At 71.0% G+C, this 25,081-nt stretch carries 23 protein-coding genes, 2 pseudogenes and 2 riboswitches; of the genes and pseudogenes, 17 read left to right on the top strand and 8 right to left on the bottom strand.

Going from position 1 to position 25,081, the window contains the following annotated elements:
• Positions 1–4: 4 nt before the first annotated feature.
• On the top strand, positions 5–592 hold the full coding sequence (locus tag ACWC09_RS34045) for an FCD domain-containing protein (RefSeq protein ID WP_450854786.1): 588 nt from the start codon (positions 5–7) through the stop codon (positions 590–592).
• On the opposite strand, the gene ACWC09_RS34040 is transcribed toward ACWC09_RS34045, so the two are convergent.
• A complete protein-coding gene (locus tag ACWC09_RS34040) occupies positions 540–1,448 on the bottom strand; it encodes an AraC family transcriptional regulator (RefSeq protein ID WP_450854785.1) in 909 nt (302 codons plus the stop codon). The two genes, ACWC09_RS34045 and ACWC09_RS34040, sit on opposite strands and share 53 nt — an antisense overlap.
• A 101-nt stretch (positions 1,449–1,549) precedes the next feature.
• Here ACWC09_RS34040 and ACWC09_RS34035 point away from each other — a divergent pair, with 101 nt between their 5' ends.
• The gene (locus tag ACWC09_RS34035; RefSeq protein ID WP_450854784.1) at positions 1,550–2,551 is read left to right on the top strand and encodes a zinc-dependent alcohol dehydrogenase family protein; all 1,002 of its coding nucleotides are present in this window, start codon (positions 1,550–1,552) and stop codon (positions 2,549–2,551) included.
• Positions 2,552–2,716: 165 nt separating this feature from the next.
• Positions 2,717–3,378: pseudogene (locus tag ACWC09_RS34030) on the top strand (NADPH-dependent F420 reductase).
• A 115-nt stretch (positions 3,379–3,493) separates the two neighbouring features.
• Here ACWC09_RS34030 and ACWC09_RS34025 read toward each other — a convergent pair.
• Positions 3,494–4,051, bottom strand: coding sequence for a GH25 family lysozyme (locus tag ACWC09_RS34025; protein WP_450854783.1), 558 nt, complete (start codon positions 4,049–4,051; stop codon positions 3,494–3,496).
• Positions 4,052–4,267: 216 nt separating this feature from the next.
• Here ACWC09_RS34025 and ACWC09_RS34020 point away from each other — a divergent pair, with 216 nt between their 5' ends.
• The 12 genes from ACWC09_RS34020 to ACWC09_RS33965 all read left to right on the top strand — a co-directional run bounded on the left by ACWC09_RS34020 (position 4,268) and on the right by ACWC09_RS33965 (position 16,076).
• Positions 4,268–4,861, top strand: a complete 594-nt coding sequence (locus tag ACWC09_RS34020) for an RNA polymerase sigma factor (RefSeq protein ID WP_450854782.1) — start codon at positions 4,268–4,270, stop codon at positions 4,859–4,861.
• Positions 4,858–5,667, top strand: coding sequence for an MGMT family protein (locus ACWC09_RS34015; RefSeq protein WP_450854781.1), 810 nt, complete (start codon positions 4,858–4,860; stop codon positions 5,665–5,667). Before ACWC09_RS34020 ends, ACWC09_RS34015 begins: the two co-directional genes overlap by 4 nt.
• Positions 5,668–5,711: 44 nt before the next feature.
• On the top strand, positions 5,712–6,269 hold the full coding sequence (locus ACWC09_RS34010) for a methylated-DNA--[protein]-cysteine S-methyltransferase (protein ID WP_450854780.1): 558 nt from the start codon (positions 5,712–5,714) through the stop codon (positions 6,267–6,269).
• Positions 6,270–6,360: 91 nt separating this feature from the next.
• Positions 6,361–7,137, top strand: coding sequence for a 2OG-Fe(II) oxygenase (locus ACWC09_RS34005; RefSeq protein ID WP_450854779.1), 777 nt, complete (start codon positions 6,361–6,363; stop codon positions 7,135–7,137).
• A gap of 432 nt (positions 7,138–7,569) precedes the next feature.
• Positions 7,570–8,655 (top strand): 50S ribosomal protein L11 methyltransferase, encoded by a 1,086-nt coding sequence (locus tag ACWC09_RS34000; protein WP_450854778.1) that lies wholly within the window; start codon positions 7,570–7,572, stop codon positions 8,653–8,655.
• A 47-nt stretch (positions 8,656–8,702) separates the two neighbouring features.
• Positions 8,703–10,121 (top strand): iron-containing redox enzyme family protein, encoded by a 1,419-nt coding sequence (locus ACWC09_RS33995; protein WP_450854777.1) that lies wholly within the window; start codon positions 8,703–8,705, stop codon positions 10,119–10,121.
• On the top strand, positions 10,109–10,483 hold the full coding sequence (locus ACWC09_RS33990; protein WP_450854776.1) for a Rieske 2Fe-2S domain-containing protein: 375 nt from the start codon (positions 10,109–10,111) through the stop codon (positions 10,481–10,483). The genes ACWC09_RS33995 and ACWC09_RS33990 overlap by 13 nt, the downstream gene beginning before the upstream one ends.
• A 132-nt stretch (positions 10,484–10,615) precedes the next feature.
• Positions 10,616–11,866 (top strand): ATP-grasp domain-containing protein, encoded by a 1,251-nt coding sequence (locus ACWC09_RS33985; RefSeq protein ID WP_450854775.1) that lies wholly within the window; start codon positions 10,616–10,618, stop codon positions 11,864–11,866.
• Entirely contained in the window at positions 11,863–13,161 is a 1,299-nt protein-coding gene (locus ACWC09_RS33980) for an MDR family MFS transporter (protein WP_450854774.1), read from the top strand. Before ACWC09_RS33985 ends, ACWC09_RS33980 begins: the two co-directional genes overlap by 4 nt.
• Positions 13,162–13,229: 68 nt before the next feature.
• Positions 13,230–14,186 carry an alpha/beta hydrolase gene (locus ACWC09_RS33975; protein WP_450854773.1) on the top strand — a complete coding sequence of 319 codons (957 nt, stop codon included), beginning with the start codon at positions 13,230–13,232 and terminating at the stop codon, positions 14,184–14,186.
• A complete protein-coding gene (locus ACWC09_RS33970; RefSeq protein WP_450854772.1) occupies positions 14,173–15,447 on the top strand; it encodes an ATP-grasp domain-containing protein in 1,275 nt (424 codons plus the stop codon). Before ACWC09_RS33975 ends, ACWC09_RS33970 begins: the two co-directional genes overlap by 14 nt.
• A complete protein-coding gene (locus tag ACWC09_RS33965) occupies positions 15,444–16,076 on the top strand; it encodes a LysE family translocator (RefSeq protein ID WP_450854771.1) in 633 nt (210 codons plus the stop codon). Before ACWC09_RS33970 ends, ACWC09_RS33965 begins: the two co-directional genes overlap by 4 nt.
• A gap of 29 nt (positions 16,077–16,105) precedes the next feature.
• Here the strand turns inward: ACWC09_RS33965 and ACWC09_RS33960 are convergent, their stop codons facing one another.
• From ACWC09_RS33960 to gcvT, 6 genes and pseudogenes are all read right to left on the bottom strand, one after another.
• The gene (locus ACWC09_RS33960; RefSeq protein ID WP_450854811.1) at positions 16,106–18,028 is read right to left on the bottom strand and encodes a BTAD domain-containing putative transcriptional regulator; all 1,923 of its coding nucleotides are present in this window, start codon (positions 18,026–18,028) and stop codon (positions 16,106–16,108) included.
• A gap of 18 nt (positions 18,029–18,046) precedes the next feature.
• Positions 18,047–18,283 (bottom strand): annotated as a pseudogene (locus tag ACWC09_RS33955) (helix-turn-helix domain-containing protein); the annotation flags it as partial.
• A 320-nt stretch (positions 18,284–18,603) separates the two neighbouring features.
• Entirely contained in the window at positions 18,604–19,986 is a 1,383-nt protein-coding gene (locus ACWC09_RS33950) for an L-serine ammonia-lyase (protein WP_450854770.1), read from the bottom strand.
• A gap of 57 nt (positions 19,987–20,043) precedes the next feature.
• On the bottom strand, positions 20,044–21,309 hold the full coding sequence (gene glyA, locus ACWC09_RS33945) for a serine hydroxymethyltransferase (protein WP_450854769.1): 1,266 nt from the start codon (positions 21,307–21,309) through the stop codon (positions 20,044–20,046).
• A gap of 16 nt (positions 21,310–21,325) precedes the next feature.
• Positions 21,326–21,703: a glycine cleavage system protein GcvH gene (gcvH, locus tag ACWC09_RS33940; RefSeq protein ID WP_450854768.1), complete on the bottom strand. Its 378-nt coding sequence runs from the start codon at positions 21,701–21,703 to the stop codon at positions 21,326–21,328.
• Positions 21,704–21,826: 123 nt separating this feature from the next.
• A complete protein-coding gene (gcvT, locus tag ACWC09_RS33935) occupies positions 21,827–22,945 on the bottom strand; it encodes a glycine cleavage system aminomethyltransferase GcvT (RefSeq protein WP_450854767.1) in 1,119 nt (372 codons plus the stop codon).
• Positions 22,946–22,983: 38 nt separating this feature from the next.
• Positions 22,984–23,093, bottom strand: a riboswitch (glycine riboswitch).
• Positions 23,094–23,194: riboswitch (glycine riboswitch) on the bottom strand.
• A gap of 178 nt (positions 23,195–23,372) precedes the next feature.
• Here gcvT and ACWC09_RS33930 point away from each other — a divergent pair.
• Both ACWC09_RS33930 and ACWC09_RS33925 read left to right on the top strand, forming a co-directional pair.
• Entirely contained in the window at positions 23,373–24,065 is a 693-nt protein-coding gene (locus ACWC09_RS33930; RefSeq protein ID WP_450854766.1) for an AAA family ATPase, read from the top strand.
• 45 nt (positions 24,066–24,110) lie between these two features.
• Entirely contained in the window at positions 24,111–24,905 is a 795-nt protein-coding gene (locus ACWC09_RS33925) for an enhanced serine sensitivity protein SseB (protein ID WP_450854765.1), read from the top strand.
• Positions 24,906–25,081 lie beyond the last annotated feature (176 nt).

Genomic DNA, 25,081 nt, shown 5'->3' with positions numbered 1-25,081 from the left:
CCTCGTGGGACCGGCCCCTTTCTCATGCCCGGCGCCGGACGCGCACGTTCCAGCGCCCCTCAGGCAGGTCCGACCCCGGCAGGGCGCCGGCGTCTTCGTCACCGCCACCGAGCCCGCCGAGGACTGGCCGACCCGGCTGCGCCGGGCCGCGGTCACCGACGTCTACGAGGTCCGCATGGCCGTCGAGGTCCACGCGGCCCGCCTCGCCGCGAGGCGCCGTACGGCGCAGGACGTCACGGCGATGGAGCGGGCACTGCGGGGCCGCCGTACCGCCTCGGCCGGCGGCGACGCGGCCTTCGTCGACGCCGACATCGCCTTCCACGCGGCCCTGGTCGCCGCCGCGCACAACCCCGTACTCACCGACCTGTTCACCGAGTTCACGCTGGTGCTTCGCGAGGGTCTCATCGACCTGCCGGCCCTGACCGGAGTGCGCGCCCACGACCCGAACACCGGGGACGAGGCACATGAGGCGCTGGTCCGGGCGGTCGCGGAGGGGGCGGCGGAGGTGCTGCGGGGGAGCCGGAAGACCCCTTCGGCAGCTAGGACGCTCCCCTTCGGTACCGCCCCGGCGCCACCCCGTACTCCCGCTTGAACGCTTTGGCGAACGCGAACTCCGAGGTGTAGCCCGCGCGTTCGGCCACCTGGCGGAGGGGGAGACCCTCGTCGCGCAGGAGGCGGCCCGCCGTCGTCATGCGCCACCAGGTGAGATAGACGAGCGGCGGCTCGCCCACCAGCGCCGTGAAGCGGCGGGCGAAGGCCGCGCGGGACAGGCCGCCCGCCGCGCCGAGTTCCCCGACCGTCCACGGGTGCGCCGGGTCGCCGTGGATGGCGCGCAGGGCCGCCGCCACGGCGGGGTCGGCGAGCGCGGCCGACCAGCCGGTGCCCTTGCGGTCGCGCTGCCACCAGGCACGCAGGACATAGAGCAGCAGGGTGTCGAGGAGCGAGGTGACGATGGCGTCCGACCCCGGCGCGCGCTCCTCCAGCTCCATGCCCAGCAGCTCCACCGCTGCCCGCAGCGACCGGTGGGCGCCCACGCAGGCGGGCAGGTGCACGACCTCCGGCAGCTCGGACAGGAGCCGGTGGGTGCGGCCGCGGTCGAGCTGGTAGGCACCGCACAGCATGACCGTGTCCGGTTCCGACTCCCTTGGCGGGGACGGGGGTTCGGGCCAACTGCCGTCCTTGGACGGCTGTGCGTCCTCCAGCGGTACGTCGAGACCGCTGGCCAGCGCGTGTCCGCGCCCGTGCGCCAGGAACACCACGTCCCCAGGCCCGAGCGCCACCGGCTCGCCCTCGGCCGGGATCAGCCACGCCGACCCCCGCAGCAGCACATGGAACCCGGCACCCTCCGAGGCCGCGAACCGTGTGCCCCAGGGCGCGTACTTGTCCCGGCGCGCGGAGTGCGGCCGCCCGGTGCGCATGGCGGCGACGGCGTCGCTGAGTACGTCCATGTCCTTACGGTATCCGGGAGTTGGGTCGGCGAGACGATCGGACAGGAAACCAAGATCTGCGGACATGGATCGTCTCGCGTCCGCCTCTTAGTGTTTTCCGCATGCCAACCACCGCACGTACCGTGCTTTTTCATGAGATCGGCGGCCCCGAAGTCCTCCGGATCGAGGAGACGACCGTCCCGGACCCCGCCCCCGGCCAAGTCCTCGTCCGCGTGGAGGCGTTGGGCCTCAACCGCGCCGAAGCCCTTTTCCGCTCCGGCACTTACTACTACCAGCCGACCCTGCCCGCCTCCCGTCTCGGCTACGAGGCCTCCGGCGTGGTGGCGGCGGTCGGCGAAGGCGTCACCGAACTCGCCATCGGGGACCGGGTGTTGACCGGTCCCGGAATCGAGATGAGCGCACAGGGCGTGTACGCCGAGCGGATCGTCCTCCCCGAGACCTCCGTCTTCCGTGTCCCCGACTCCGTGGACCCCGTCGCCGGCGCCGCGGCCTGGCTGACGTACACGACCGCGTACGGCGCCCTGCTGGAGACGGCGGGTCTCCGGCCCGGCGACCATGTCCTCATCACCGGCGCCTCCAGCGGCGTGGGCACCGCGGCGATCCAGGTCGCCCGCCGCATCGGCGCGATCCCGCTGGCCACGACCCGGACGGAGGCCAAGCGCGGGCACCTGCTGGAGCTGGGCGCGGCGGAGGTGATCGTCACCGGGGAGTCGGCACCGGAGGCGGTGGCGAAGGAGGTCAGGCGGCTCACCGGGGGCAACGGGGTCGAAGTGATCTTCGACGCGATCGGCGGCCCCGGCTTCCGCCCGCTGGCGGAGGCCCTCGCGACGGGCGGCTCGATGGTGGCCTACGGCTGGCTGGACCGACGCCCCGCCGAGATCCCCCGGAACTGGCCCTTCACCCTCCACACGTACGCCAACATGAGGCACTTCACCACCCCCGCCGACCACCGCCGCTCCGTCGCCTTCCTCAACGCGGGCCTCACGGACGGTGGCTTCCGCCCGGTCGTCGGCGAGGTCTTCGAGGGCCTCGACCGCATCCGGGACGCCCACCGCCTGATGGAGTCCAACACGCACACGGGCAAGATCGTCGTACGGCTCTGAGCGGGACCCGGGGCCCGTCACCCGCTAGGTCCAGCCCCCGGAACTACTGCCGAGGCCCGCCGGAAACACTCCCGGGGGACCGCCGGAATACTCCTGCGACCCCCCTGGTTGACGCCACCCAGACGTATGCGTGTGCATCGACGCTGGACTCGGGAAAGGCCTGTCATGAAGATCGGCATCATCGGCGCGGGCAACATCGGCGGCAACCTCACCCGGCGGCTGACCGCCCTCGGCCACGACGTCTCCATCGCCAACTCCCGTGGCCCGCAGACCCTCACCGAGCTGGCCGAGGAGACCGGCGCGACACCGGTCCCGGTGGAGGAGGCGGCGAAGGACGCGGAGATCGTCGTCGTCACCGTCCCCCTGAAGGCGATCCCGAACCTCCCCTCCGGCCTGCTGGACGGGGCCGCCGAGGGGGTGGCCGTGATCGACACCGGCAACTACTACCCGCAGCAGCGGGACGGCCGGATCGCCGGGATCGAGGACGAGGGCCTCACCGAGAGCCGCTGGACCCGCAGCACCTCGGCCACACGGTGATCAAGGCCTTCAACGGCACGTACGCCATCGACATCCTGGAACGCCCGCTCCCGGCCGGCACCCCCGACCGCCAGGCCCTCCCGGTGGCCGGCGACGACGAGGCGGCGAAGCGCAAGGTCCGCGCCCTCATCGACGAACTCGGCTTCGACACGGTCGACGCGGGCGGCCTCGACGAGTCCTGGCGTCAGCAGCCGGGGACGCCGGTGTACGGCCTGCGGGACGGCGTGGCCGGCGTGACGAAGGCGCTGGCGGCGGCCGACCCGGAGCGCACCGCGGAGTGGCGCGCCTAGGGCTGTTGCGAAGTCCCGCCTGCCCCGTGACGCAACAGGCCCCAGGCCCGTCCGGCACACTCGACCACCACCTCGGACCCGGCCTCACTGACCCCCGCCTGTGGTGAAACGGCTCTCACGCCCCCTTGGCCCACTCCTTGAAGGCCGCCTCGTCGGCGAAGTCCACGACGTCCTTGTCGTGAGGGTCGCTGGTGTACTGGTGGAAGCGCCACTTGGCCTTGATGCGGGGCTTGCCCGCCGTCACGTAGTCGGCGATCCACAGGCCGTCGCCGGCGTACGAGGTGCGGTCGATGTTCAGCCAGAAGTCGCGGTTGCAGTAGAGCACCACCTGGTTGTTCGGGCGCAGTTCCTTGAGGGTGCGGATGAACAGGTCCTTCTCCCCGTTGCTGGCGTGCGTGCCCGAGCTCGTCGTCTCCCAGTCCACGGCGAGGAGGTCGCCCGCCTTCTCGGGAGCGTGCTCGACGAAGTACTCCGCCTGGGCCTCGATGTGGCCGGGCCAGAGGAAGTGGTAGAAACCGACGACCAGGCCGGCGTCACGGCCCGTCTTCGTCTGGGCGGTCAGTCTCGGGTTGACGTACGAACGGCCCTCCGTCGCCTTGATGAAGACGAAGGAGGAGCCGTCCGTGTTGTAGGTGGCGGACTGAAAGGCGCTCACGTCGATGCCGTGCAGCATGGGGATCTCCCTGAAGTGCCGGTGGTGCGACCGTGGTTGACGAATCTCCACCTTGGCACGGGGTATTCGGAGCCCACGGGGAAACATGTGGGCGCGACGTGGAGGCGCCGTGGAAACCTCAGCTCCGCGTGGCCACTTCGGCGTCCGTCGGGTCCGTGGCCGAGATCGCCTGGGCGCGGTGCAACGCTTTGCCCGGCAGCGGTGTTTCATTCGGTGATGGACGAGAAGGCCGAGCAGCAGTTGACCGAACTCCTGGCGGTGGACCTCGACGACGGCTTCACGGAGCTGGTAAGGGTGCACGGCAGGGCGGTGTACACGTTCCTGCTCCGGGTCTGCGGCTCCGCCACCGAGGCGGACGACCTGGGGCAGGACGCCCTGCTGCGCGCCTACACGGCCTTACAGGACTACGACTCCGAGCGGAGGCGGCAGCTCAAACCCCGCGCCTGGCTGCTCACCATCGCCGCCAATGTGTGGCGCAACCACCTGCGCACCTGCTCGCGCCGGCCCGCCCTGGCCGGGGTGCCCGTGGAGGACACCGCCGACGTCTGGACCGATCACAGCCCGGGACCGGAGGAGCGGGCGGCGCTCGCCGAGGACCGGCGGCGCCTGGTCATGGCGCTGCTTGAGCTGCCGGAACACCACCGCACACCCGTGGTGCTGCGGCATGTGCTGGGACTGAGTTACACGGAAGTGGCCGAGGTGCAGCGGTGCGCGGTCGGGACGGCCAAGGCACAGGTGTCCCGGGGTCTGAAGGGGCTGCGCCGGCAGCTGGAGCCGGAGACCGCTGTGCTGGAGGAGGTGACGACATGAGGGGTGATCACGAGACACCGCGCCCCGGTGCGGCCCCGGCCGGGTTGACCGGGCTGGCCGGGCTGGCCGCGGAACCACCGGCCGACTTCGCCCTGCGCGTGCTGCGGCGCGTCGGCATCCCGCGCGAGACCTACGACGCCTATGTCCGTCTCGACACCGCCGTCGGCGGTCTCTTCGTCGCGGCGAGCCCGGAGGCGGTGACCGGTGCGGCCCTGGACGCGGGCGGGTTGACCGCGGCGGCCTTCGAGGAACTGCACCGGTCCCGGACCCACCGTTCGGCCGTATGGTCGGCCAAGCCGTTCCCAGGGGTCGCGACCGCGCTGCGCACCGGCCGCGCCCGGCGCCTGCCCATCGACCTGTCCCCGCTCGGCCCGGTCGAAAGGGCGGTGCTGGAGGCGGTCCGTGCCATCCCCGCCGGACAGCTGCGCCCGGTCGGCTGGATCGCCAAGGAGGCCGCGGTGGCCCCCGAGGCCGTGGTCGGCGCGCTGGCCGGGAACCCGGCCGCCGTGCTGATCCCGTGCCACCGCGTGACGTACGACATCGGCACTCCCTGCGATGCCGACCAGCTTCCCGAGGTCGGGGACGCGCTGCGCGCCGCGGAGGGCATCGATCCGCGGCGGGTGGCGGAGCTGCAGAGCAGCGGAGTGGTCTACCTCGGCAGCGACACGACCCGGATCTACTGCCATCCCACCTGTGCCCACGCCCGCCGTATCACCCCGCCCCACCAGGTGCCGTTCCGTACCGCGCGCGAAGCCGGACGGGCCGGGTACCGCGCCTGCAAGAGCTGTAGGCCCGTCACCGCATGACGGCCGTCGGAACCCGGCGGCCAGGACGAACATGGAGTTGTGCCTTGCGAACCAGTAACACCCCCCGCGACACCACGGCGGCGGTCGCGGTCCACCACACACCGGTGGGGCCGCTCGTGCTGGCGGCCACCGCCGACGCGCTCGTGCTGTGCTGCTACGGCAGCCGCGAGGACGCCGTCGCTCGCATCGCCAAGGCGGGGCTGCGCCCCGTAGCGGAGGAGGACGCGGAGGCGGCCGGGCAGAAGGTGCTGCGGGAGGCGCGGGCCCAGCTCGACGCGTATCTCACCGGCGACTGCCGGGACTTCACCGTACCGGTCGACCTGCGGCTCGCCACCCCGTTCAGCCGCCGCACGGTCATGGCGCTGGACGCGTTCGTCCCCTACGGGCACACCGCCACCTACGGAGAGCTGGCCGCGGCGCTCGACCGGCCGCGGGCCGCCCGTGCGGTCGGCACAGCCCTCGGCAACAACCCGGTCTGCGTCGTGCTGCCGTGCCACCGGATCCTCGGCTCGGGAGGCAGCATGAACGGCTACGCGGGTGGCCTGGAGGCCAAGCGCTTCCTGCTCGGTCTGGAGGCCCACAGCGGCCCGCCGGCCCCCTGAGCGGTGGGCGCCGGGTGATCCCCCGTCCTCGGCGCCCACCTCCCCTTCTTCCGTTCTTCCGTACGCCCTTCCACCACCGAGAGCTGAGCGCGTGAACGCCTACGACACCCCGCCCCTGCCCGGGCTCGCCGAGCCGGTGCCCGCCGACTGGCCGACCGCCGCCGATGACGGGCTGCCCGCGCTGCGGCACCTCGACTGGCCGGCCCTGGCGGCCGAGCTGGACGCGGAGGGCGTCGCGCTCACCCCGCCCCTGCTGACGCCCGAACAGTGCGCGCGGCTGCGGGAGTCGTACGACGCGCCGGGACTGTTCCGCAGCACCGTGACGATGGCCCGACACCGGTTCGGCGAGGGGTCGTACCGCTATTTCTCCTATCCGCTGCCCGAGCCGGTCCTGGCCCTGCGCCGGCAGCTGTACCCGTCCCTGGCGCGGATCGCCAACACCTGGGCCGCGCGGCTCGGTGAGCCGGGGTTCCCCGGTCGGCACGAGGACCTGGTCGCGGCCTGCGCCGCCCAGGGGCAGCACCGGCCGACCCCCCTTCTGCTGCGCTACGAGCAGGGCGGCTACAACTGCCTGCACCAGGACGTGTACGGCGATCTCACCTTCCCGCTCCAGGTGGCGATCCTCCTGGACCGGCCGGACCGGGACTTCACCGGCGGCGAGAGCGTCTTCGTGGAACAGCGGCCGCGCGCCCAGTCCCGCCCTCTCGTCCGCCGCCCGGAGCAGGGCCAGGGTCTGATCTTCGCCGTCCACCACCGCCCGGTGCGCTCGCCACGGGGCTGGAGCCGGGTGATGCTGCGTCACGGAGTGAGCGCCGTGCACGGCGGCCGCCGGCACGTACTCGGCGTGATCTTCCACGACGCCCGCTAGTGCTGTGACCGGACAGGTTCACCGGCTCGCGACGCCCGGCACGGCGCCTCGCCGCGTTGTCGCATCACCCGAGTACATCCAGTACGCGGGCGATGCTCCGCCTTGCGATGCACCGCACCGGACGCCGCGAGCTTTCCGGCAAACCTTTCCGGTCACAGCACTGGGTGCCCACGTTTCCGACCCGGCGGATCCGTCTACGAGCCGGTGCCTCGGCCGGGTTCTGCCGCCCCGCTCCAGTGGACCGGCAGTCGTCCCAACGATGCTGGTCAGATGTGTCTCCTGGGCTCCTGAACGTGCCGATTCGGCTGGAGGGCGGCTGAAGTTCCGCAACAACTCCGTTACGTACGGTCGCTGTGTGGTGGCGGGGCGGTGTCGCGAACTGCCTCGCGCCCACTGTCAACCCGGCGAGTCAGCGTAAGGAGCAATTGCAATATGCGTCACTTACAACGGGTGCAGGGTGCGTCGGCCGGGCCGGAGGCATCGCGGAACCCGGCGACCCTACCGGCCGGCCATGCGCCGTACCGGCTGGGCGCGGCCATGCTGGAGTCGCTCGCGCAGGAGATGAGCGTGCTCGCCGAACAGGCGTCCACGCTGCTGAGGATGCCACCGGAGAGTCTCTCCCTCGACGCGGACATCTTCGCCAGGATCGCCCGCAGGAATGTTCCGCGCTGGCATTTCGCGATGCTCAACGACGCCGAGCGCAACGACGCCCTGGTCACCGCCCTGGAGCGGGGCATTCCGGCCGGGGCGACCGTACTGGACATCGGATCCGGCAGCGGGCTGCTCGCCATGGCCGCGGCCCGGGCGGGGGCGGGCCGGGTCTTCACCTGCGAGATGAACCCGCTGCTGGCCGAGGTCGCCCGCAACGTCGTGGACGCGCACGGCCTGTCCGACGTCATCACCGTGATCGGTCGGCCGTCCACCGAGCTGGACCCGGTGCGGGACCTCGGCGGACCGGTGGATGTCCTGGTGTCCGAGATCGTCGACTGCGGCCTCATCGGTGAGGGCCTGCTGCCCTCCGTGCGCCACGCACGCGAGCACCTCCTGGCGCGGGACGGCGTCATGATGCCGTCGGCGGCCCGGCTGTACGGCAGGCTGGTGAGCAGCGAGGCGGCGACCAGGCTCAACCAGGTCACCACGGCAGGCGGCTTCGACGTCTCTCTCATGAACACCCTCGCGACCCGCAGCCACTTCCCCATGCGGCTCGACACCTGGCCGCACCGGTACCTCTCCGAGGAGGTGCCGCTGCTGGAGTTCGACCTGGCGCGCGACCCGCTGGAGCCCGGTGAGCGCACTCTCGTACTGCCCACCATCGACGACGGCGAGGCACAGGCCCTGGTGGTCTGGTTCGAGCTGGACATGGGCAACGGCATCGTCCTGACCAACTCGCCCGACAACCCCGGCTCGCACTGGATGCAGGGCTGGGTCGGGCTGGAGAAGCCCCTGCCGACGAAGGCGGGCGAGGCCGTCTCCCTCCGGTTCACCTGGAGCGACTTCGTCCTCGGCGTGGGCCTCTGACCCGGCGCCGCCCCACCCCTCACGACCCAGCACCCAGGGAGCAAGCGATGAGTCATGTCCCGCCGCACGTCCCGTTCGAGCTGAGTGGCGCGGAACTGCGCGACGCGGTGGTGCAGTACGCCACCGCCCCGATCTACCACGACAACATGGACTGGCTGAACCATGACAGGCCGTACCGCCGGCAGCTCAGGCCGCAGGTCCTGCCCCACCTGGACTACGACCGGATACCGGGCCGGGAGAACATACTCAACTACCCGAGCCTGGCCGTGCAGCGCCTGCTGACCAGCATCTACGAGGCCGACCTCGTGTTCTTCCCGAAGGGCGGCCTCAAGGGCCAGGAAGAGGACTTCCGGACCTTCTACAGCCCCGCCAACCGGGCACTCGGCGAGCGGATCCGCCCAGCCCTCGAACGCTACGCCTTCGGCTTCCTCGACGACGAGGTGGAGACGTCCGGGAACTGGACGGCTCAGGGCCTGGACGCCTATCTGGACTCCCTCGACACCGGCGGCGACGAGGAGCAGTCGCCGGTGGAGAAGGCCGTCCGGGGCTCTTCGGACCCCGAGCGCGCGGCCCGGATGTGGCTGGTGCAGTTCGCGCCGGACTTCCTCTCCGAGGCCTCCCCGATGATCCGCAACGTGCTCGGGTACTACGGCCCGGCGCAGTCGGAGTGGTTCAAGGTCGTCATCGACGAGTACGGCTACGGCGTCCACGACACCAAGCACAGCACCCTGTTCGAGCGGACCCTGGAGTCCGTCGGCCTGGAGTCCGACCTCCACCGGTACTGGCAGTACTACCTCAACAGCAGCCTGCTGATGAACAACTACTTCCACTACCTGGGCAAGAACCACGAGCTGTTCTTCCGCTACGTGGGTGCGCTCTACTACACGGAGAGCTCCCTGGTCGACTTCTGCCGCCGCGCCGACCGACTGCTGCGCGAGGTCTTCGGCGACACGGTGGACACCACCTACTTCACCGAGCACGTGCACATCGACCAGCACCACGGCCGGATGGCCCGAGACAAGATCATCAAGCCGCTTGTGGAGGCCCACGGCGAGGGCGTCATCCCGGAGATCGTGCGGGGCGTCGAGGAGTACCGGGTGCTCCTGGAGGTCGCCGACTTCGACTTCACCGAGCAGATCGCGTGGATGGACGCCCAGCCCGAGCTGAAGAAGCTGCACGACCCGGTCTTCGAGGGGCTGAGGCAGGGCAAGGTCGACGCGCCCGTGGCCCACATCGTGGAGCCCCGCGGCGAGTTGTCCAACACCCACTGCCACGACGGCGACGAACTGTGCCACATCGTCTCCGGCACCATGCGCTTCGAGAGCGGCCTCGGCTCCTCGCTCACCCTCCAGGCGGGCGAGGGTGTGGTGATCAAGCGCAACCGGCTGCACGGCGCGAACATCGAGTCGGACGAGTGCGTCTACGAGATCCACTCGGTGGGGGACTACCGCAAGTGCCTGTCGTGACCTTCCCCGCCGCGGGGCGGGACAACTGTGTGGTGGTCGCCGGGACACCGTATGTCTACGCGACGGTCGGCGGCCGGGGCTTCGTCATGCGGGCCCGGTGCCCGCACCGCGGCGGCCCCCTGCACCTGGCCGACGTGGCCGAGGACGGCCGGCTGACGTGTCCGTGGCACGAGCGCAGGACCTCCGTGGCCCGGCTGCGCGCGGAGATCCCGGCTGTCCGGGTGGGCGACCGGGTCACCGCGGTCTTCCCGGACCGCCCGCCGGACCGCGGCTGGCCCACGCCGCGGGCGGCCTGCGGCGGTGTGGCCCTGGAGCATCGCCCGCTGGCAGCCGCGCTGGCCCGCCCGGCGCCGGCAGGCTGACCCGTCGACGACTGCAACGCCCCGGCACCGGCCGGTGTTCTACAGACGGCCGGTACGCGCGCCGGGGGTCCGGCACGGCCCCCGGCGCGCGCCCACCGGATCACGAGTGACCACATGCGAGGAGAGCGGAACATGGGCACGGACGCTGGCAAGCCGTTACTGCTGCTGATCGGCAGCAGCGCCCGGCGCAGTCGGGAGTTCATTCTTCGGTCGGTGAGTCGGCGCTATGCGCTGTGGCTGCTCCAGCCGGCCCCGGTGACCTGGGAGGAGCCCTACGTCGTCGGTGCCACTCAGGTCGACAACACCCGCCCGGACCTCCTCGTCGAGGCCGCCGGTCAGGTGGCCGCCGACCACGAGGTGGCCGGGGTGTTCTGCTACGACGAGGGTCTGGTCACCCCGGCCGCCCATGTGGCGCAGGCGCTCGGGCTGCCGGGCAACAGCCCCGAGACCGTGACCGCCTGCCGGGACAAGAACGCCACCCGGGTCGCGCTGGAGCGGGCCGGGGTCGCCCAGCCGGCCTCCATCGGTGTGCGGTCCCTGGACGAGGCCCGGGACGCGGCCGAGAAGCTGGGCTTCCCGGTCGTCCTCAAGCCCCGCGGACTCGCCGGCGGCATGGGCGTGCGCCGGGCCGACTCTCCCGACCAGGTGGAGACCGCCTACCGGGCGGCGACCGGTGTCTCCTACCCGGGCGTCCCCGTCTTCGAGGTGTCCGTGCTGGTCGAGGAGTACGTCGACGGCCCCGAGATCAGCGTCGACGCCGTCTTCTTCGCGGGCGAGGGCACGGCCCTGGCGGTGGCCCGCAAGAAGGTGGGACTCGCGCCCTTCTTCGAGGAGATCGGCCACGAGGTCGACGGGGCCGACCCACTGCTGACCGACCCGCAGCTGGCCGAGGCGCTGCGGGCCAGCCATGCCGCGCTGGGCTTCCACACCGGCGTCAGCCACACCGAATTCCGGCTCACTCCGAACGGCCCGTACCTGATGGAGGTCAACGCCCGCCTCGGCGGCGACATGATCCCCTACCTGGGTGAGCTGGCCACCGGCGTCGACGTGGCGCTGGCGGCCGCCGACGTCGCGGCGGGACGGCGCCCCGAGACGACACCGAGCCGGCACCGGGCCGCGGCGATCACCTTCCTGTACCCCGAACGGGACACCGAGATCGAGTCGGTGACCGTGCACGAGGACCGGTTCTCGCCGGAGATCCACAGCGCCGACCCGATGGCCGACCCGGGGGCCGTGCTGCGGCTGCCGCCGCGCGGGTACATCTCGCGCTACGCCAGGGTCATCTCGCTCGCGGACTCGATGGCACAGGCCCGGGACGCACTGCTCAGGACACCGGAGATCGTCGAACTCGCGGGCCGCCCGGTGGAGGAATCGCCCCGATGAGCGAGACCGGACAGACGTCCTCCGATCCCGGGAAGACCGGCCGCCCGTCGATCCTGCAGGCCATGCGGGGCATTCCGGGCCCCATCTGGCTCGTGCTCGTCGGCATGCTGGTCAACCGGCTCGGCAACTTCCTCCAGATCTACCTGGTCCTCTACCTGACCGCCAAGGGCTTCTCGGCGACCGAGGCGGGCCTCGCCCTCGGCGCCTACGGTGTGGGCTCGGTGGTCGGCGTGCTGGTGGGCGGTTCGGCGTCCGACCGCATCGGCTACGCGTGGACGATCGTCGCCTCCATGGCGCTCGCCGGACTGGGCACGCTGAGCCTGCCCCATCTGGGCAGCCTGCCCCTGGTGGTCGCGGTGGCGGCGGTCATCGGTCTGCTGGCGCAGATGTACCGGCCCGCCTCCTCCGCCCTGCTGGTGGAGCGCACCCCCGAGGACCACCACGTGATGGTGTTCGCCGTGTACCGCATGGCGTTCAACCTCGGCACCACGGTCGGCCCGCTGCTCGGCGCACTGCTGATCAGTCATTCGTACGACCTGATCTTCTCTATCGAGGCGGGCGCACAGCTCGGCTTCGCCGCCTTCGCCCTGATCCTGGCCCGCTCCGGGAACGAGGCGAGGCCGACCACGCAGCACGCGGACGGGCAGAGCCGGTCATACGCCGCCGTGCTGCGGGACCGCCGGTACACGCTGTTCCTGCTGGCGCTGTTCCTCAACGCCGTCGTCTACATCCAGCACACCTCCGCCCTGCCGCTCCAGATCAAGTCCGACGGACACGGCGTGGCCTTCTACTCCAGCCTGCTGTCGCTCAACGCGATCATGGTCATCTCCCTGGAGCTGCTGTTCACGAAGTACGTGCAGCACCTTCCCGGCAAGGTCGCCGTGGCACTCGGCATCGGCCTGGTCGGCGTCGGGATGAACCTGTACGTCGCCGGGCCCAGCATGGCCATGTACGTGGTGGCGACGGTCGTGTGGACGTCCGGCGAGATGATCGGCACACCCACCGCCTCGGCCTGGCCGGGCCGGGTCGCCCCCGAGCACCTGCGGGGTCGCTACATCGCGGCCGCCGCCTTCCCCATGCAGATCGGCTACGCGATCGGTCCCGTACTCGGCGTCGCCGTCTGGCAGGCGTCGTCGGCAGCTGTGTGGTGGCTGTCCGGACTGCTGACCGTGGGCGCTGTGGCCGCCACCCTCGTCGGCATGAGCGAGCGGCCCCGCGCGGACACGGAGACCGTCACCGTCCCGCCCGACGAGACGGCCGGACGCAGCGGACCGGTCGCCGCCGACACCCCCTGACCCGTCCCACCCCTCAGCCCGTGCCGAACGATCCGGCACCCTGGATTCCGGAAGTGAGCGAGCCGCGCATGGCCTACGCAGATGGCATCGAGAAGTTCGTGGAGACGGTGAACGGCGCGCTGCCGCCGGACTTCTACACCTATCCCGTCGAACGGCAGCGCGTCCTGTACGACTCGCTGACCGAGGTACTCCCCATCCCGGTGCCCGACGGTGTCTCGCACCGGGACGCGACCGTGGTCCACGAGGGCCGCACGGCCCGCATCCGCATCTACGAGCCGGCCGAACGCGCCGACCACGCCGTGCTGTTCTACATCCGCGGCGGCGGCTTCGTCATCGGCTCGCTGCACAGCCATCACAGCCTGGTCGCCGAACTGGCCGCCCGCACCGGGCTGGTGGCGATAGCCCTGGACTTCGACATGGCGCCGGAGAACCCGTTCCCCGGTCCGCTCGAGGACTGCTACGCGGGTCTGTGCGGCACCCTCGCGGACCTGCCCGGGCTCGGGCTCGGCGACCTCGACCCGACCGGCGCGGTGATCTGCGGGGAGAGCTCCGGCGCCAACATGGCCGTGGTGCTGTCGATGATGACGCGCGACCGCGGCGGCCCCCGGCCGCGCGGCCAGGCGGTGATCAGTCCGGTCCTGGACTTCACCCGCTGGCGGCACGGTGGCGAGGACGCGCCCCTGCTCTCCGGCGGCGAGATGGAGTTCTACACGGCCTGCTACTGCCCGCAGCCCGAACAGGCCGCCGACCCGTACGTCTCACCGCTGCTGAAAGGGGCGTTCCACGGCCTGCCGCCGGCCTATGTCGTCGGCTGCGCGATGGACTCCCTGTGCGTGGACGCGGAGAAGTACACCGCCCTCCTCAAGGAGCACGGCACGCCGGTGACCTATGTGCGGGAGGAGGGGATGGTGCACGCCCCGGTGCGCGCGCGCCGTGTCAGCGAGCCCGCCGCGGAGTTCTTCGCCCGCTACTGCGCCGCCGTCTCCGCCCTGGCCCGGAAGGAGGACGCCGATGGCGGACGCTGAGGTGCGCACGGAGCAGCGGCAGGGACCCTGCGTCGTCGTCGACCCCTACTCCTCGGGGGCCCTGTTCACCGAGGCCCTGCGCGGCCAGGGCGTCCCGGTGGTGGCGGTGCTGAGCAGCCCGCGCCCGCCCGAGGCGTACGCCTCCTCCTACCGGCCGCAGGACTTCCCCGACGTCATCGTCCACGACGGCGACCTGGACGACGTCGTACGGCGGGTGCGAGCCCTCGACCCGCGCTGTGTCATCGCCGGCTGCGAGTCCGGTGTGGAACTGGCCGAGCGGCTCGCCCCCCAGGTGCTGCCCGAGCTGAGCAACGTGCCGGAGCTGGCCGCGGCCCGCCGGGACAAGAGTCGGATGGCCGACGCCGTACGGGCGGCCGGGCTGCCGGTCATCCCGCAGCTCTGCACCGCCGACGCCGACGAGGCGGCCGCCTGGCTGGAGCGCGAGGGCCTGGCCGGGGCCGACCTCGTCATCAAGCCGCCGAAGAGTGCCAGCACGGACGGCGTGATCAAGGTGCCGGGCGGCACGGACTGGCGGGCCGTGTTCGAGCGGCAGATCGGCCGGGTCAACCAGTTCGGGGAGGTCGACGACCGCCTCATCGTGCAGAAGTTCGTCACCGGCACCGAGTACGTGGTGGATACCTTCAGCCACGACGGCAAGCACTCCCTGGTGGACGTGTGCGCCTACGGCAAGGTCGACAACGGACCCCACATGGCCGTCTACGACACCATGCGCTGGCTTCCTCCGGACGATGCCGCCGTCCCCGCCCTGGCGGAGTACGTCCTCGGCGTCCTGGACGCGGTGGGCGTCCGCTTCGGCTCCGCACATGTCGAGGTGATGGGCACCGCGGAGGGGCCGGTCCTGATCGAGCTGGGTGCCCGTCCGCACGGCGGCGGCCAGCCGCGGTTCAACCGCAACGCCACCGGCGACAGCCAGATCGACCGGACGGTGCGCTGGCTGACCGGGGGCGAACTGCCTTACAGCTACGACCTGTTGACGCACCAGATGTGCGTCTTCCACATGGCCTCCCGCTCCGGGACCGTGCGCGGCACAGCGGTCCTGGAGGAGATCCGGACGCTGCCGAGTCACCACTTCTCGGTGCAGAACCTGTCCGACGGAGACCATGTCCCGGTCACCAGGGACCTCGTCGACAGCCTCAACTTCGGGTTCGTGATCCTCTCCCACCCGGACGAGGCACAGATCAGGTCGGACTACCTGGCCGTCCGCGCCCTGGAACAGCGGCTGGTCATCGAGGAACCGTGATCGACGCGATCGCGTTCCTGACGAGCTCCCTGGTGGTGATCATGACACCGGGCCCCGACCTGGCCCTGACCACCCGCCTGGTGCTGACCGGCTCCCCGGGTACGGCGACCCCCGCCGCGTTCGGAATGATCACGGCGGGGGCCGTCCAGGCGACCTTGGGCGCCCTGGGCCTGGCCGCGCTGCTCGCCGCGCGCCCGGACCTGTTCACCGCATTCCGCTGGGCCGGGGCCGCCGTCCTGGTGGTCTGGGCGTACCGTGCCCTGCGCTCGGCACTGCGTCCGGCGGCCGACGTGGCGCCCGGACCCCAGGCCCAGGCGGACGCCCCGCCGCACGACAGGCGACGCGCCTTCGCCCAGGGGCTGCTGTGCACCGGCTCCAATCCCAAGGTGGGCATCTTCCTGATGGCGTTCCTGCCGCAGTTCGTGCCCGCCGGCGTGCCCCCGGTCCTCGGCGTCACCGTCCTGGCCTGCTGTTACCTGGCCCTGGGCCTGGTCTGGCTGCTCGTGTGGATCAGATTGGTGCACCGCCTGGCCGGGTATCTGCACTCGGCGTCCACCCTGCGCCTCACCAACGGGCTCACCGCCGCGGTCTTCACCGTCTTCGCGGTGCGCCTGGCACTCGGCGGATGAACACCCCGGGCACCCGGGCGCAGGCCTCCTCAGGACGTCCGGAGCCGCTCCGCCTCCTCCTGGTCGAGCAGCGACTTCGCATACCGCAGCAGCAGAACGGGCACGGTGAACCGGCCGTGCGCATGCTCCCGCAGCAGACCGGCGTTGGCCAGGCGGTACAGGTTCCCCCTGGCCTCGGACGGCGTCATGCCCGCCTCCTCGGCCACGGTGTGCGCGGTGACGTCCGCACCCCTGGTCCGGCCGAGCAGCCGGAACACCCGGCGCGTCGGCTCCGGCAGCGTCGTGTAGGACAGCTCGAAGGCCGTCTGGACCGAGGACAGCGGTCGCTCTCCCGGGTCGCCGGGCGCCCGGAACGGTCCGGAGTCCTCCAACTCTGCGTAGTACTGGGCGATGCTGAGGCAGGAATGCTGCGCCAGCCGCGCCGTGAGGACGCGGAGCGCCAAGGGCAGACCGCCGCAGTATCTGCCCAGCGCCATGGCGGCGAGCGGTTCCCGCCCGACCCGTTCCGGCCCCAGTAGCCGGCCGAGGAGGACCCGGGTCTCCGCGTCGTCGAGCGCGTCCACGACGATCCGCTGGATCCCCTCCCTGGCCGTCAGGTCGGGCAGCGCGTTGCGGCTGGTGATGAGCACGGCGCACCCTGCGTCACCGGGGATCAGGGGCCGTATCTGGTCCTCGTCCCGCGCGTTGTCGACGACCACCAGGACCCGCAGGCCGGACAGTTGGGTGCGGTAGAGGGCCGTCGCCTCGTCCAGGGTGTCGGGGATGCGGTGCTGCGGAACACCGAGTGCGCGCAGGAACGCGGCCAGGGCCTCCTGGGCGTCGAGGGGGCGTCGGCGGGCATGACCGTGCAGGTCGATGTAGAGCTGCCCGTCGGGGAACCGGTCGAGCACCCGGTGCGCCCACCGCAGGGCGATCGCCGTCTTGCCCACGCCGGGCGGCCCGGTGATCAGCGCGGCCGGGACCTGGCCGTCCGGCTCGCCGGGGGCCAGGAGCAACTGGTCCAGCTCCCTGATGTGCGCGGTGCGCCCCACGAAGTGGCGGGTCCGGCCCGGAAGCTGGGACGGCCGCAGAGGCGGCGGAGGAGGGGCCGGCGTCCCGCCGTCCCAGGAGTCGGGCACCGGCTGCGGCCTCAGCGGTTCGCGCCTGGCCCAGACCAGCTCCTGCTGCAGGACCTGCAGATGCGCCTGGCGCAGCTCCTGGCCGGGCTGGAGGCCGAGCTCGGCGTCGAGCCGCCCGCTGACCTCGGTGAACACCCTCAGTGCCGCCGACTGCTCCCCGCAGCTGGCCAGCGCCAGCATGAGCCGCGCCTGCAGCCTCTCGTTCATCGGCTCGTCCTCGGTGGCGGCCCGCAGCGCGGGCACCACCTGCTCCGGCTGCTGGAACCGCAGCGCGAGATCCGCGTACAGCAGCAGGTTCTCGATCCGCTGCCGGCCGGCCGCCGTGGCCGCCGGGTGCAGCGCCAGCTGGGGCTCGTCGGCGAGAATCGGGCCGCGCCAGCAGTGATGGGCGAGGGTCGCGAGCTCGTAGGCGGCGGCCGAGGCCCCACCGGCGTGGGCCTGCCGGGCCCTGTCCGCAAGGTCCTGGAAGCGGGTCAGATCGACCTCGTCGCGGTCGAGGGAGAGCGCGTAGCCGACCGGAGTGCGGATCAGGTACGAGTTGGCCGGGTCGACCGGCCCGGACCCGGCGGAGCGGAGCAGACCGCGTGCCTGACTCACATAGGTGTGGATCAGATTCGGGTAGGAACGCGGCGGTTCCTTCGGCCACAGGGTGCGGCCTATTTCATCCAGGCCGGCCGATTCGGGATGGCAGAGCACCAGCAGGGACAATAATCGCCGCAGCTTGAAAGCGCTTACATCGATCTCGGTGCCGCCGCGGCCGACGGTCAGCGGGCCGAGAATGCCGATACGCAGGCGTGGTCCGCCCCCGTCAGCGGTTTTTCGGCTCTTTGTCATGGAACGCCTTATGTCGTCGACATCGAGCCCGAGTACACCCGCCAGAGCCCGCAGGGTTCGGGCCTGGGGCTGGTCCACCCGGCCGCTCTCGATGTTGCGCAGAGCCCGCACGCTGACACCGGACAGCTCGGCGAACTCGCTCTGGGTCAGGCCCGCACGCTCCCGGAACGTGCGAACCAGAGTACGGAAGGGAAGCGATTGCCTCAGCTGGAGACGAGCGGTAATGGCCGATTCGGTACCGCGGACATGCAGCATGGTCCCCCCGCGCCGAGTGATGGCTCGGCTTCTGATCTAAGTGTCCTCCGGGGTGACTTGGAGGCTTGTGGCCCCTAGTGTCCCCTATCCCCTGGCGCTAATCGATCGTTGCTGATCACAGGTCTACTGATTCTTTTCTTTAATTTACACGCCGAACAACTCCGGGCACGTGACGAATATTCCACGTGGCGGGAACCATTCGGTCGGCGTTATTGTCCGAAAAGGAAGTTGACGGGGTTCGGAGGCGTGGACTCGTGGGATGTCCCACAAGGTAATCCGATCGCGGTAAACGTTCTCTGAACGCGACCGCGGTACGGGCCTCAGCACTCGATGATGTTCACCGCAAGCCCGCCCCGAGCCGTCTCCTTGTACTTCACGCTCATGTCCGCCCCGGTGTCCTTCATCGTCTTGATGACCTTGTCCAGGGACACCTTGTGCGAGCCGTCGCCGCGCAGTGCCATCCGGGCCGCCGTGACCGCCTTGACCGCGGCCATGCCGTTGCGTTCGATGCACGGGATCTGGACGAGGCCGCCGACGGGGTCGCAGGTGAGGCCGAGGTTGTGTTCCATGCCGATCTCGGCCGCGTTCTCGACCTGTTCGGGGGAGCCGCCGAGGACCTCTGCGAGGGCGCCCGCGGCCATCGAGCAGGCGGAGCCGACCTCGCCCTGGCAGCCGACCTCGGCGCCGGAGATGGAGGCGTTCTCCTTGAACAGCATGCCGATGGCGCCGGCCGCCAGCAGGAACCTGACGACCCCGTCCTCCTTCTCTCCTTCGGAGGCAGCGCCCGAGGCGAAGTTGATGTAGTAGTGGAGGACCGCCGGGATGATGCCGGCCGCGCCGTTGGTCGGGGCGGTGACCACACGACCACCCGCCGCGTTCTCCTCGTTCACCGCCATCGCGTAGAGCGTGATCCACTCCATCGCGTGCGCCAACGGGTCGCCCTCCGCCCGGAGTTGGCGGGCCGACACCGCGGCCCGGCGCCGTACACGAAGACCGCCCGGCAGGATGCCCTCCCGCGACATGCCCCGTGACACGCACGCCTGCATGACCCGCCAGATGTCCAGCAGACCGGTCCGGATCTCCTCCTCGGTCCGCCAGGCGCGCTCGTTCTCCAGCATGAGTGAGGAGATGGACAGGCCCGTCTCCCGCGTCAGGCGCAGCAGCTCGTCGCCCGTGCGGAACGGGTACTTGAGGACCGTGTCGTCCAGCTTGATCCGGTCCGCGCCCACCGCGTCCTCGTCGACGACGAAACCGCCGCCCACCGAGTAGTACGTCTTCGAGAACAGCTCCGTGCCCGAGGCGTCGTATGCCCAGACCGTCATGCCGTTCGCGTGGTACGGGAGTGCCTTGCGGCGGTGCAGCACCAGGTCGTCGTCGAAGGAGAACGTGATCTCGTGTTCGCCGAGCAGATTCAGGAGCCGCGCGGCCTTGATCCGCTCCACCCGTTCGTCGGCACTCTCGACGTCCACCGTCCGCGGCGAGGCGCCCTCCAGGCCGAGCAGCACCGCCTTGGGCGTGCCGTGCCCGTGACCGGTCGCGCCGAGCGAGCCGTACAGCTCGCACCGCACCGAGGCGACGGAGGACAGCAGCCCTTCGTTGCGCAGACGGCGGACGAACATGCGCGCCGCCCGCATCGGGCCGACCGTGTGGGAGCTCGACGGGCCGATGCCGATCGAGAACAGGTCGAAGACCGAGATGGCCACGGGAACTCCTCCTACGGAGGGTGGGGGCACACGTTCCCGGGTGCCCCCACCAGGGGACTACTTGTTGAGGCCGGGGTACAGCGGGTGCTTGTCGGCCAGGGCCCTGACCCGGGTCCTGAGCGCCTCCGCGTCGTACGACGGCTTCAGGGCCTCCGCGATCACGTCGGCGACCTCGGCGAAGTCCTCGGCGGTGAAGCCGCGGGTGGCCAGCGCCGGGGTGCCGATCCGCAGACCCGAGGTCACCATCGGGGGACGCGGGTCGTTGGGGACGGCGTTGCGGTTGACGGTGATGCCGACCTCGTGCAGCCGGTCCTCGGCCTGCTGCCCGTCCAGTGCGGACTCACGCAGGTCCACGAGGATGAGGTGCACGTCCGTGCCGCCGGACAGGACGTTCACGCCGGCCTCGCGCGCGTCGGCGGCCGTCAGCCGCTCGGCGAGGATGCGCGCGCCGTCCAGCGTACGCCGCTGGCGCTCCTTGAAGTCCTCCGACGCGGCGACCTTGAAGGACACCGCCTTCGCCGCGATCACGTGCTCCAGCGGACCGCCCTGGAACCCGGGGAAGACGGACGAGTTGAGCTTCTTCGCGAAGTCCTTCTTGGCGAGGATGATGCCGCCGCGCGGGCCGCCCAGCGTCTTGTGCGTGGTGGACGTGACGACATCGGCGTACTCGACCGGGTTGGGGTGCAGCCCGGCCGCCACCAGACCCGCGAAGTGGGCCATGTCGACCCACAGGTGGGCGCCGACCGCGTCCGCGATCCGCCGGAACTCGGCGAAGTCCAGCTGCCGCGGGTAGGCCGACCACCCGGCGATGATCACCTTCGGCCGGTGCTCGGTGGCCAGCTTCTCCAGCTCGGCCATGTCGACCAGCCCGGTGGCATCGTCCACGTGGTAGGCGACCACGTTGAACTGCTTGCCGGAGAAGTTCAGCCGCATCCCGTGGGTGAGGTGGCCGCCGTGGGCGAGGTCCAGGCCCAGGATGGTGTCGCCGGGCTGGGCCAGGGCGAACAGCGCGGCCTGGTTGGCGGAGGCGCCCGAGTGCGGCTGGACGTTGGCGTACTCGGCGCCGAACAGCTCCTTGAGCCGGTCGATGGCGATCTGCTCGGCGACGTCGACGTGCTCGCAGCCGCCGTAGTAGCGCCGGCCGGGATAGCCCTCGGCGTACTTGTTGGTCAGGACCGAGCCCTGGGCCTCCATCACCGCGAGCGGCGCGAAGTTCTCGGACGCGATCATCTCGAGGGTGGACTGCTGGCGGTCCAGCTCGGCGTCGACCGCGGCGGCGATCTCCGGATCGAGCTCGTGAAGGTGGGTGTTCAGGACGGACATCAGGCGGTACGACTCCTCAGCCGGCGTTCTGGGCGGTGTACTCGTCGGCGGAGAGCAGGTCGGACGGCTCCTCCGTGGCCCGGACCTTGAACAGCCAACCGCCTTCGAAGGGCGCCGAGTTGACCAGGGACGGGTCGTTGACGACGTCCTCGTTGATCTCGGTGACCTCACCGGTGACGGGGGAGTACAGGTCGCTGACCGACTTCGTCGACTCCAGCTCGCCGCAGGTCTCGCCCGCGGTCACGGCGGAGCCCACCTCGGGAAGCTGGGCGTAGACGACGTCGCCGAGCGCGTTGGCCGCGAACTCGGTGATGCCGACCGTCGAGACGCCGTCCTCGGCGCCCGACAGCCACTCGTGCTCCTTGCTGTAGCGCAGCTGCTGGGGGTTGCTCATGGCCTGAATTCTCCTGTACGCGGGGGAGTGCTGATGAATGGGAGACTGCTGACAATGCGTGTGAGCAGGGACGATGTGCTCGAGGTCACTGCCCGAGGTCACGGAACGTCGGCTACGGCGGTGTCACTTCTGCCGCTTGTAGAAGGGCAGCGCCACGACCTCGTACGGCTCGTGACTGCCCCGGATGTCCACGCCCACGCCCGGCGTGCCCGGCGCCGCATGCGCGGCATCGACGTAGGCCATCGCGATCGGCTTCCCGAGTGTGGGGGAGGGCGCACCGGACGTCACCTCGCCGATCACCTCGCCCCCGGCGACGACCGCGTACCCGGCACGCGGCACCCGTCGCCCCTCGGCGACCAGGCCGACCAGGACGCGCGGAGGGCTCGAAGCGGCCCGCTCGGCGGCCTCCTGGAGCGCCTCGCGCCCCACGAAGTCGCCCTCCTTCTCGAACTTCACCACCCGGCCGAGCCCGGCGTCGAAGGGGGTGAGGGCCGTCGACAACTCATGCCCGTACAGCGGCATGCCCGCCTCCAGGCGGAGCGTGTCCCGGCAGGACAGACCGCAGGGGACGAGCCCGACGCCCTCGCCGGCCTTGGTCAGCGCCTGCCACAACTCGACGGCGTGCCCGGGCTCGACGAACAGCTCGAAGCCGTCCTCGCCGGTGTAGCCGGTGCGCGCGATGAGCGCCGGCACCCCGGCGACCGTCCCCGGCAGACCGGCGTAGTACTTCAGGCCGTCGAGGTCGGCGTCGGTGAGCGACTTGAGGATGCCGGGCGACTCGGGGCCCTGGACGGCGATCAGCGCGTAGGCGTCCCGGTCGTCGCGCACCTCGGCGTCGAAGCCGGCGGCGCGCTCGGCCAACGCGTCCAGCACGACCTGGGCGTTGGAGGCGTTGGCGACGACCAGGTACTCGGTCTCGGCGAGCCGGTAGACGATCAGGTCGTCCAGGATCCCGCCGTCGGCCCGGCAGATCATGGTGTACCGGGCCCGGCCCACGCCGACGGAGGCGATGTTGCCGACCAGCGCGTGGTTGAGAAGGGGGGCCGCCTCCGGGCCGGTCACGGTGATCTCGCCCATGTGGGAGAGGTCGAAGAGGCCGGCCTTCGTGCGCACGGCGAGGTGCTCGTCGCGCTCGGAGCCGTAACGCAGCGGCATGTCCCAGCCGGCGAAGTCGGTCATCGTCGCGCCGAGCGAACGATGCAGGGCATCGAGCGCGGTACGACGGATTTCGGTGCTGCTCATCGGACGGATGTCTCCCAAGGCATGACGGGCGAGGTCGTTCCTCCCCATCTGTCATCGGAACCTGAGAGGTTCGCCATGACCAGAACGTGGTCATGGCTTGCACCTTGGGTGGAGCCACTGCGCGCAGCGGCCCGCTTTTCAGATGTGCCTCGCCCGCGCGGTAACGGGGCCTGAGAGATTCAAGGGAGGGACTTGCTCCTTCGGCGCCCCAGCAGACGCTGCTCCTGAGGACTCTCCCGCGCGGATTCAAACGGCCGGTATGCAGTTGGCGCGCACATCATTGCACGCCTCGTCGGCTCGGGGGAGACCGCTCTTTTGTGACGGGCCTGTGGCCGGAACCGAACGGAACCGCGAGACGCCGTGCATTACCTTCTCTTTACATTAGTTGGGGAGAACCTTTCCTGACCCGACAGGGAGGACGATCACGGTGACAAGGACCACGGCGTACGCCACGACCTCGGCCCTCGCGCTGCCCAAGCAGCCCACGGCCCCGGCCCGCGAGCGGTGCGACGAGCGCCCGGCACCGGTCGTCCGCGACCTCCGCGACCGCTCGGGCCGCAGCCCGCACGCCCTCCTCTTCGGCCCCCGGGACCTCGTCGTCGTCACGGGCCTGCCCGGCAGCGGCAAGTCGACGCTGATGACCCGCGCGGTGAAGGGTCTGCGTATCGACTCCCAGGACACCCGGGACCGCTGGGACGCCCGAGCCCCGGGCCTCCTCCCGTACGCCCTCTACCGCCCCCTGGTCCGCGTCGCCCACTTCGCCGGCCTGCGCCGCGCCCTGCGCTCCGGCGAGGGCGTCGTGGTCCACGACTGCGGTACGCAGGCCTGGGTCCGCGACTGGCTGGCCCGCGAGGCCCGCCGCCGCGGCGGCACCCTGCACCTGTTGCTCCTGGACGTCACTCCGGGCATGGCCCTGGAGGGCCAGCGCGAGCGCGGCCGGGGCGTCTCCCGCTACGCCTTCCTGCGTCACCGCACGGCCGCGGCCCGGCTCATCCGCTCCGTCGAGCGCGGCGACCTGCCGGCAGGGGTGGGCTCGGCGGTCCTGCTGGACCGTCCGGCAGCGGACGTACTCCGCAGGATCACCTTCACGAACCGACCCACCGACGCCGGTACCCGCTAGCCTTTCCTGCCACAGCAGTGGATTACAGCAGGCGGTCGTAGACAGATGGACTTCCCGGCGGATCTTCCCGCGGACTTTCCCACGCAGGCGCACCCCCATCCGCACGGCGGATGGCCCGGCAACGAGCTGGAGGAGGTGCTGTCGGCCTCCCTCGGCATTCCCGCCGCGGGCGGCAGGATCATCGAGGTCCTGGGCCGCAGCTTCCTCTGGATCCCGCTGCCCAATGGCGGCGGCCCGCACAGTGGCCCCCTCGACCTGCCCACGATGGAGATCGAGGGCCAGGCCTATGTACCGGTCTTCAGCTCCGAGGAGCAGTTCCGCCAGGTCGTCGGCAGCCATATGTCGTTCACGATCGCCCCGGCCGTGGAGTTCGCCCGCGGCCTGCCCCCGCACGTGGGCCTCGCGATCAACCCCGACGGCGTGGTCGGCGTCCCCCTTCCGCCCGCCGCCGTCGCCGAACTCTGCCGCATCGGCCGCACCGCCCTCGACGGCCCCACCTCCGGCGGCCGCGTGAAGCTGTACGAGCCGGACTGGCAGGAGGACCCGATCGACTTCCTGGCCGTCGCCTCCGCCGAGTTCGCCGGGACAGGCGTGGTCGTCACGGCCCGCCGCTGCCTCGCGGCCATCGAAACGGCGGCCCCGGTCATGTTCGTCGGCGTGGAACTCTCCCAGTGGGAAGGCGATCTACGAGCCCTCCCCCTCCAGGCCCTGGAACGAGCCGTCACCAAGATCCCCACCCAGTGGCCGGTCAACCTGGTCCTCCTGGACGTCACGGACGACCCGGTGGCGACATGGATGCGCGACCGGGTACGCCCTTTCTATACGAGGGACCACTTCTAGGACGGGCTGGGGATCAACCCCTTGAGGGGTGCGGGGCTGTATCGATGTGCGGCTCCGCCGCGTGGGGCGCGATCAACCACACACGACCCGCACTCGCCGTCGCACAACAAGCCCCGAGCCAATGGGCGCTTAGACTCATTCCATACATGGGGAAACTTCCAGAAGGGGCGGTACGC

This window comes from Streptomyces sp. NPDC001617, from assembly GCF_053596855.1.
The sequence above is the reverse complement of the archived record's forward strand: the minus strand, read 5'-3'. Positions and strand labels throughout refer to the sequence as shown.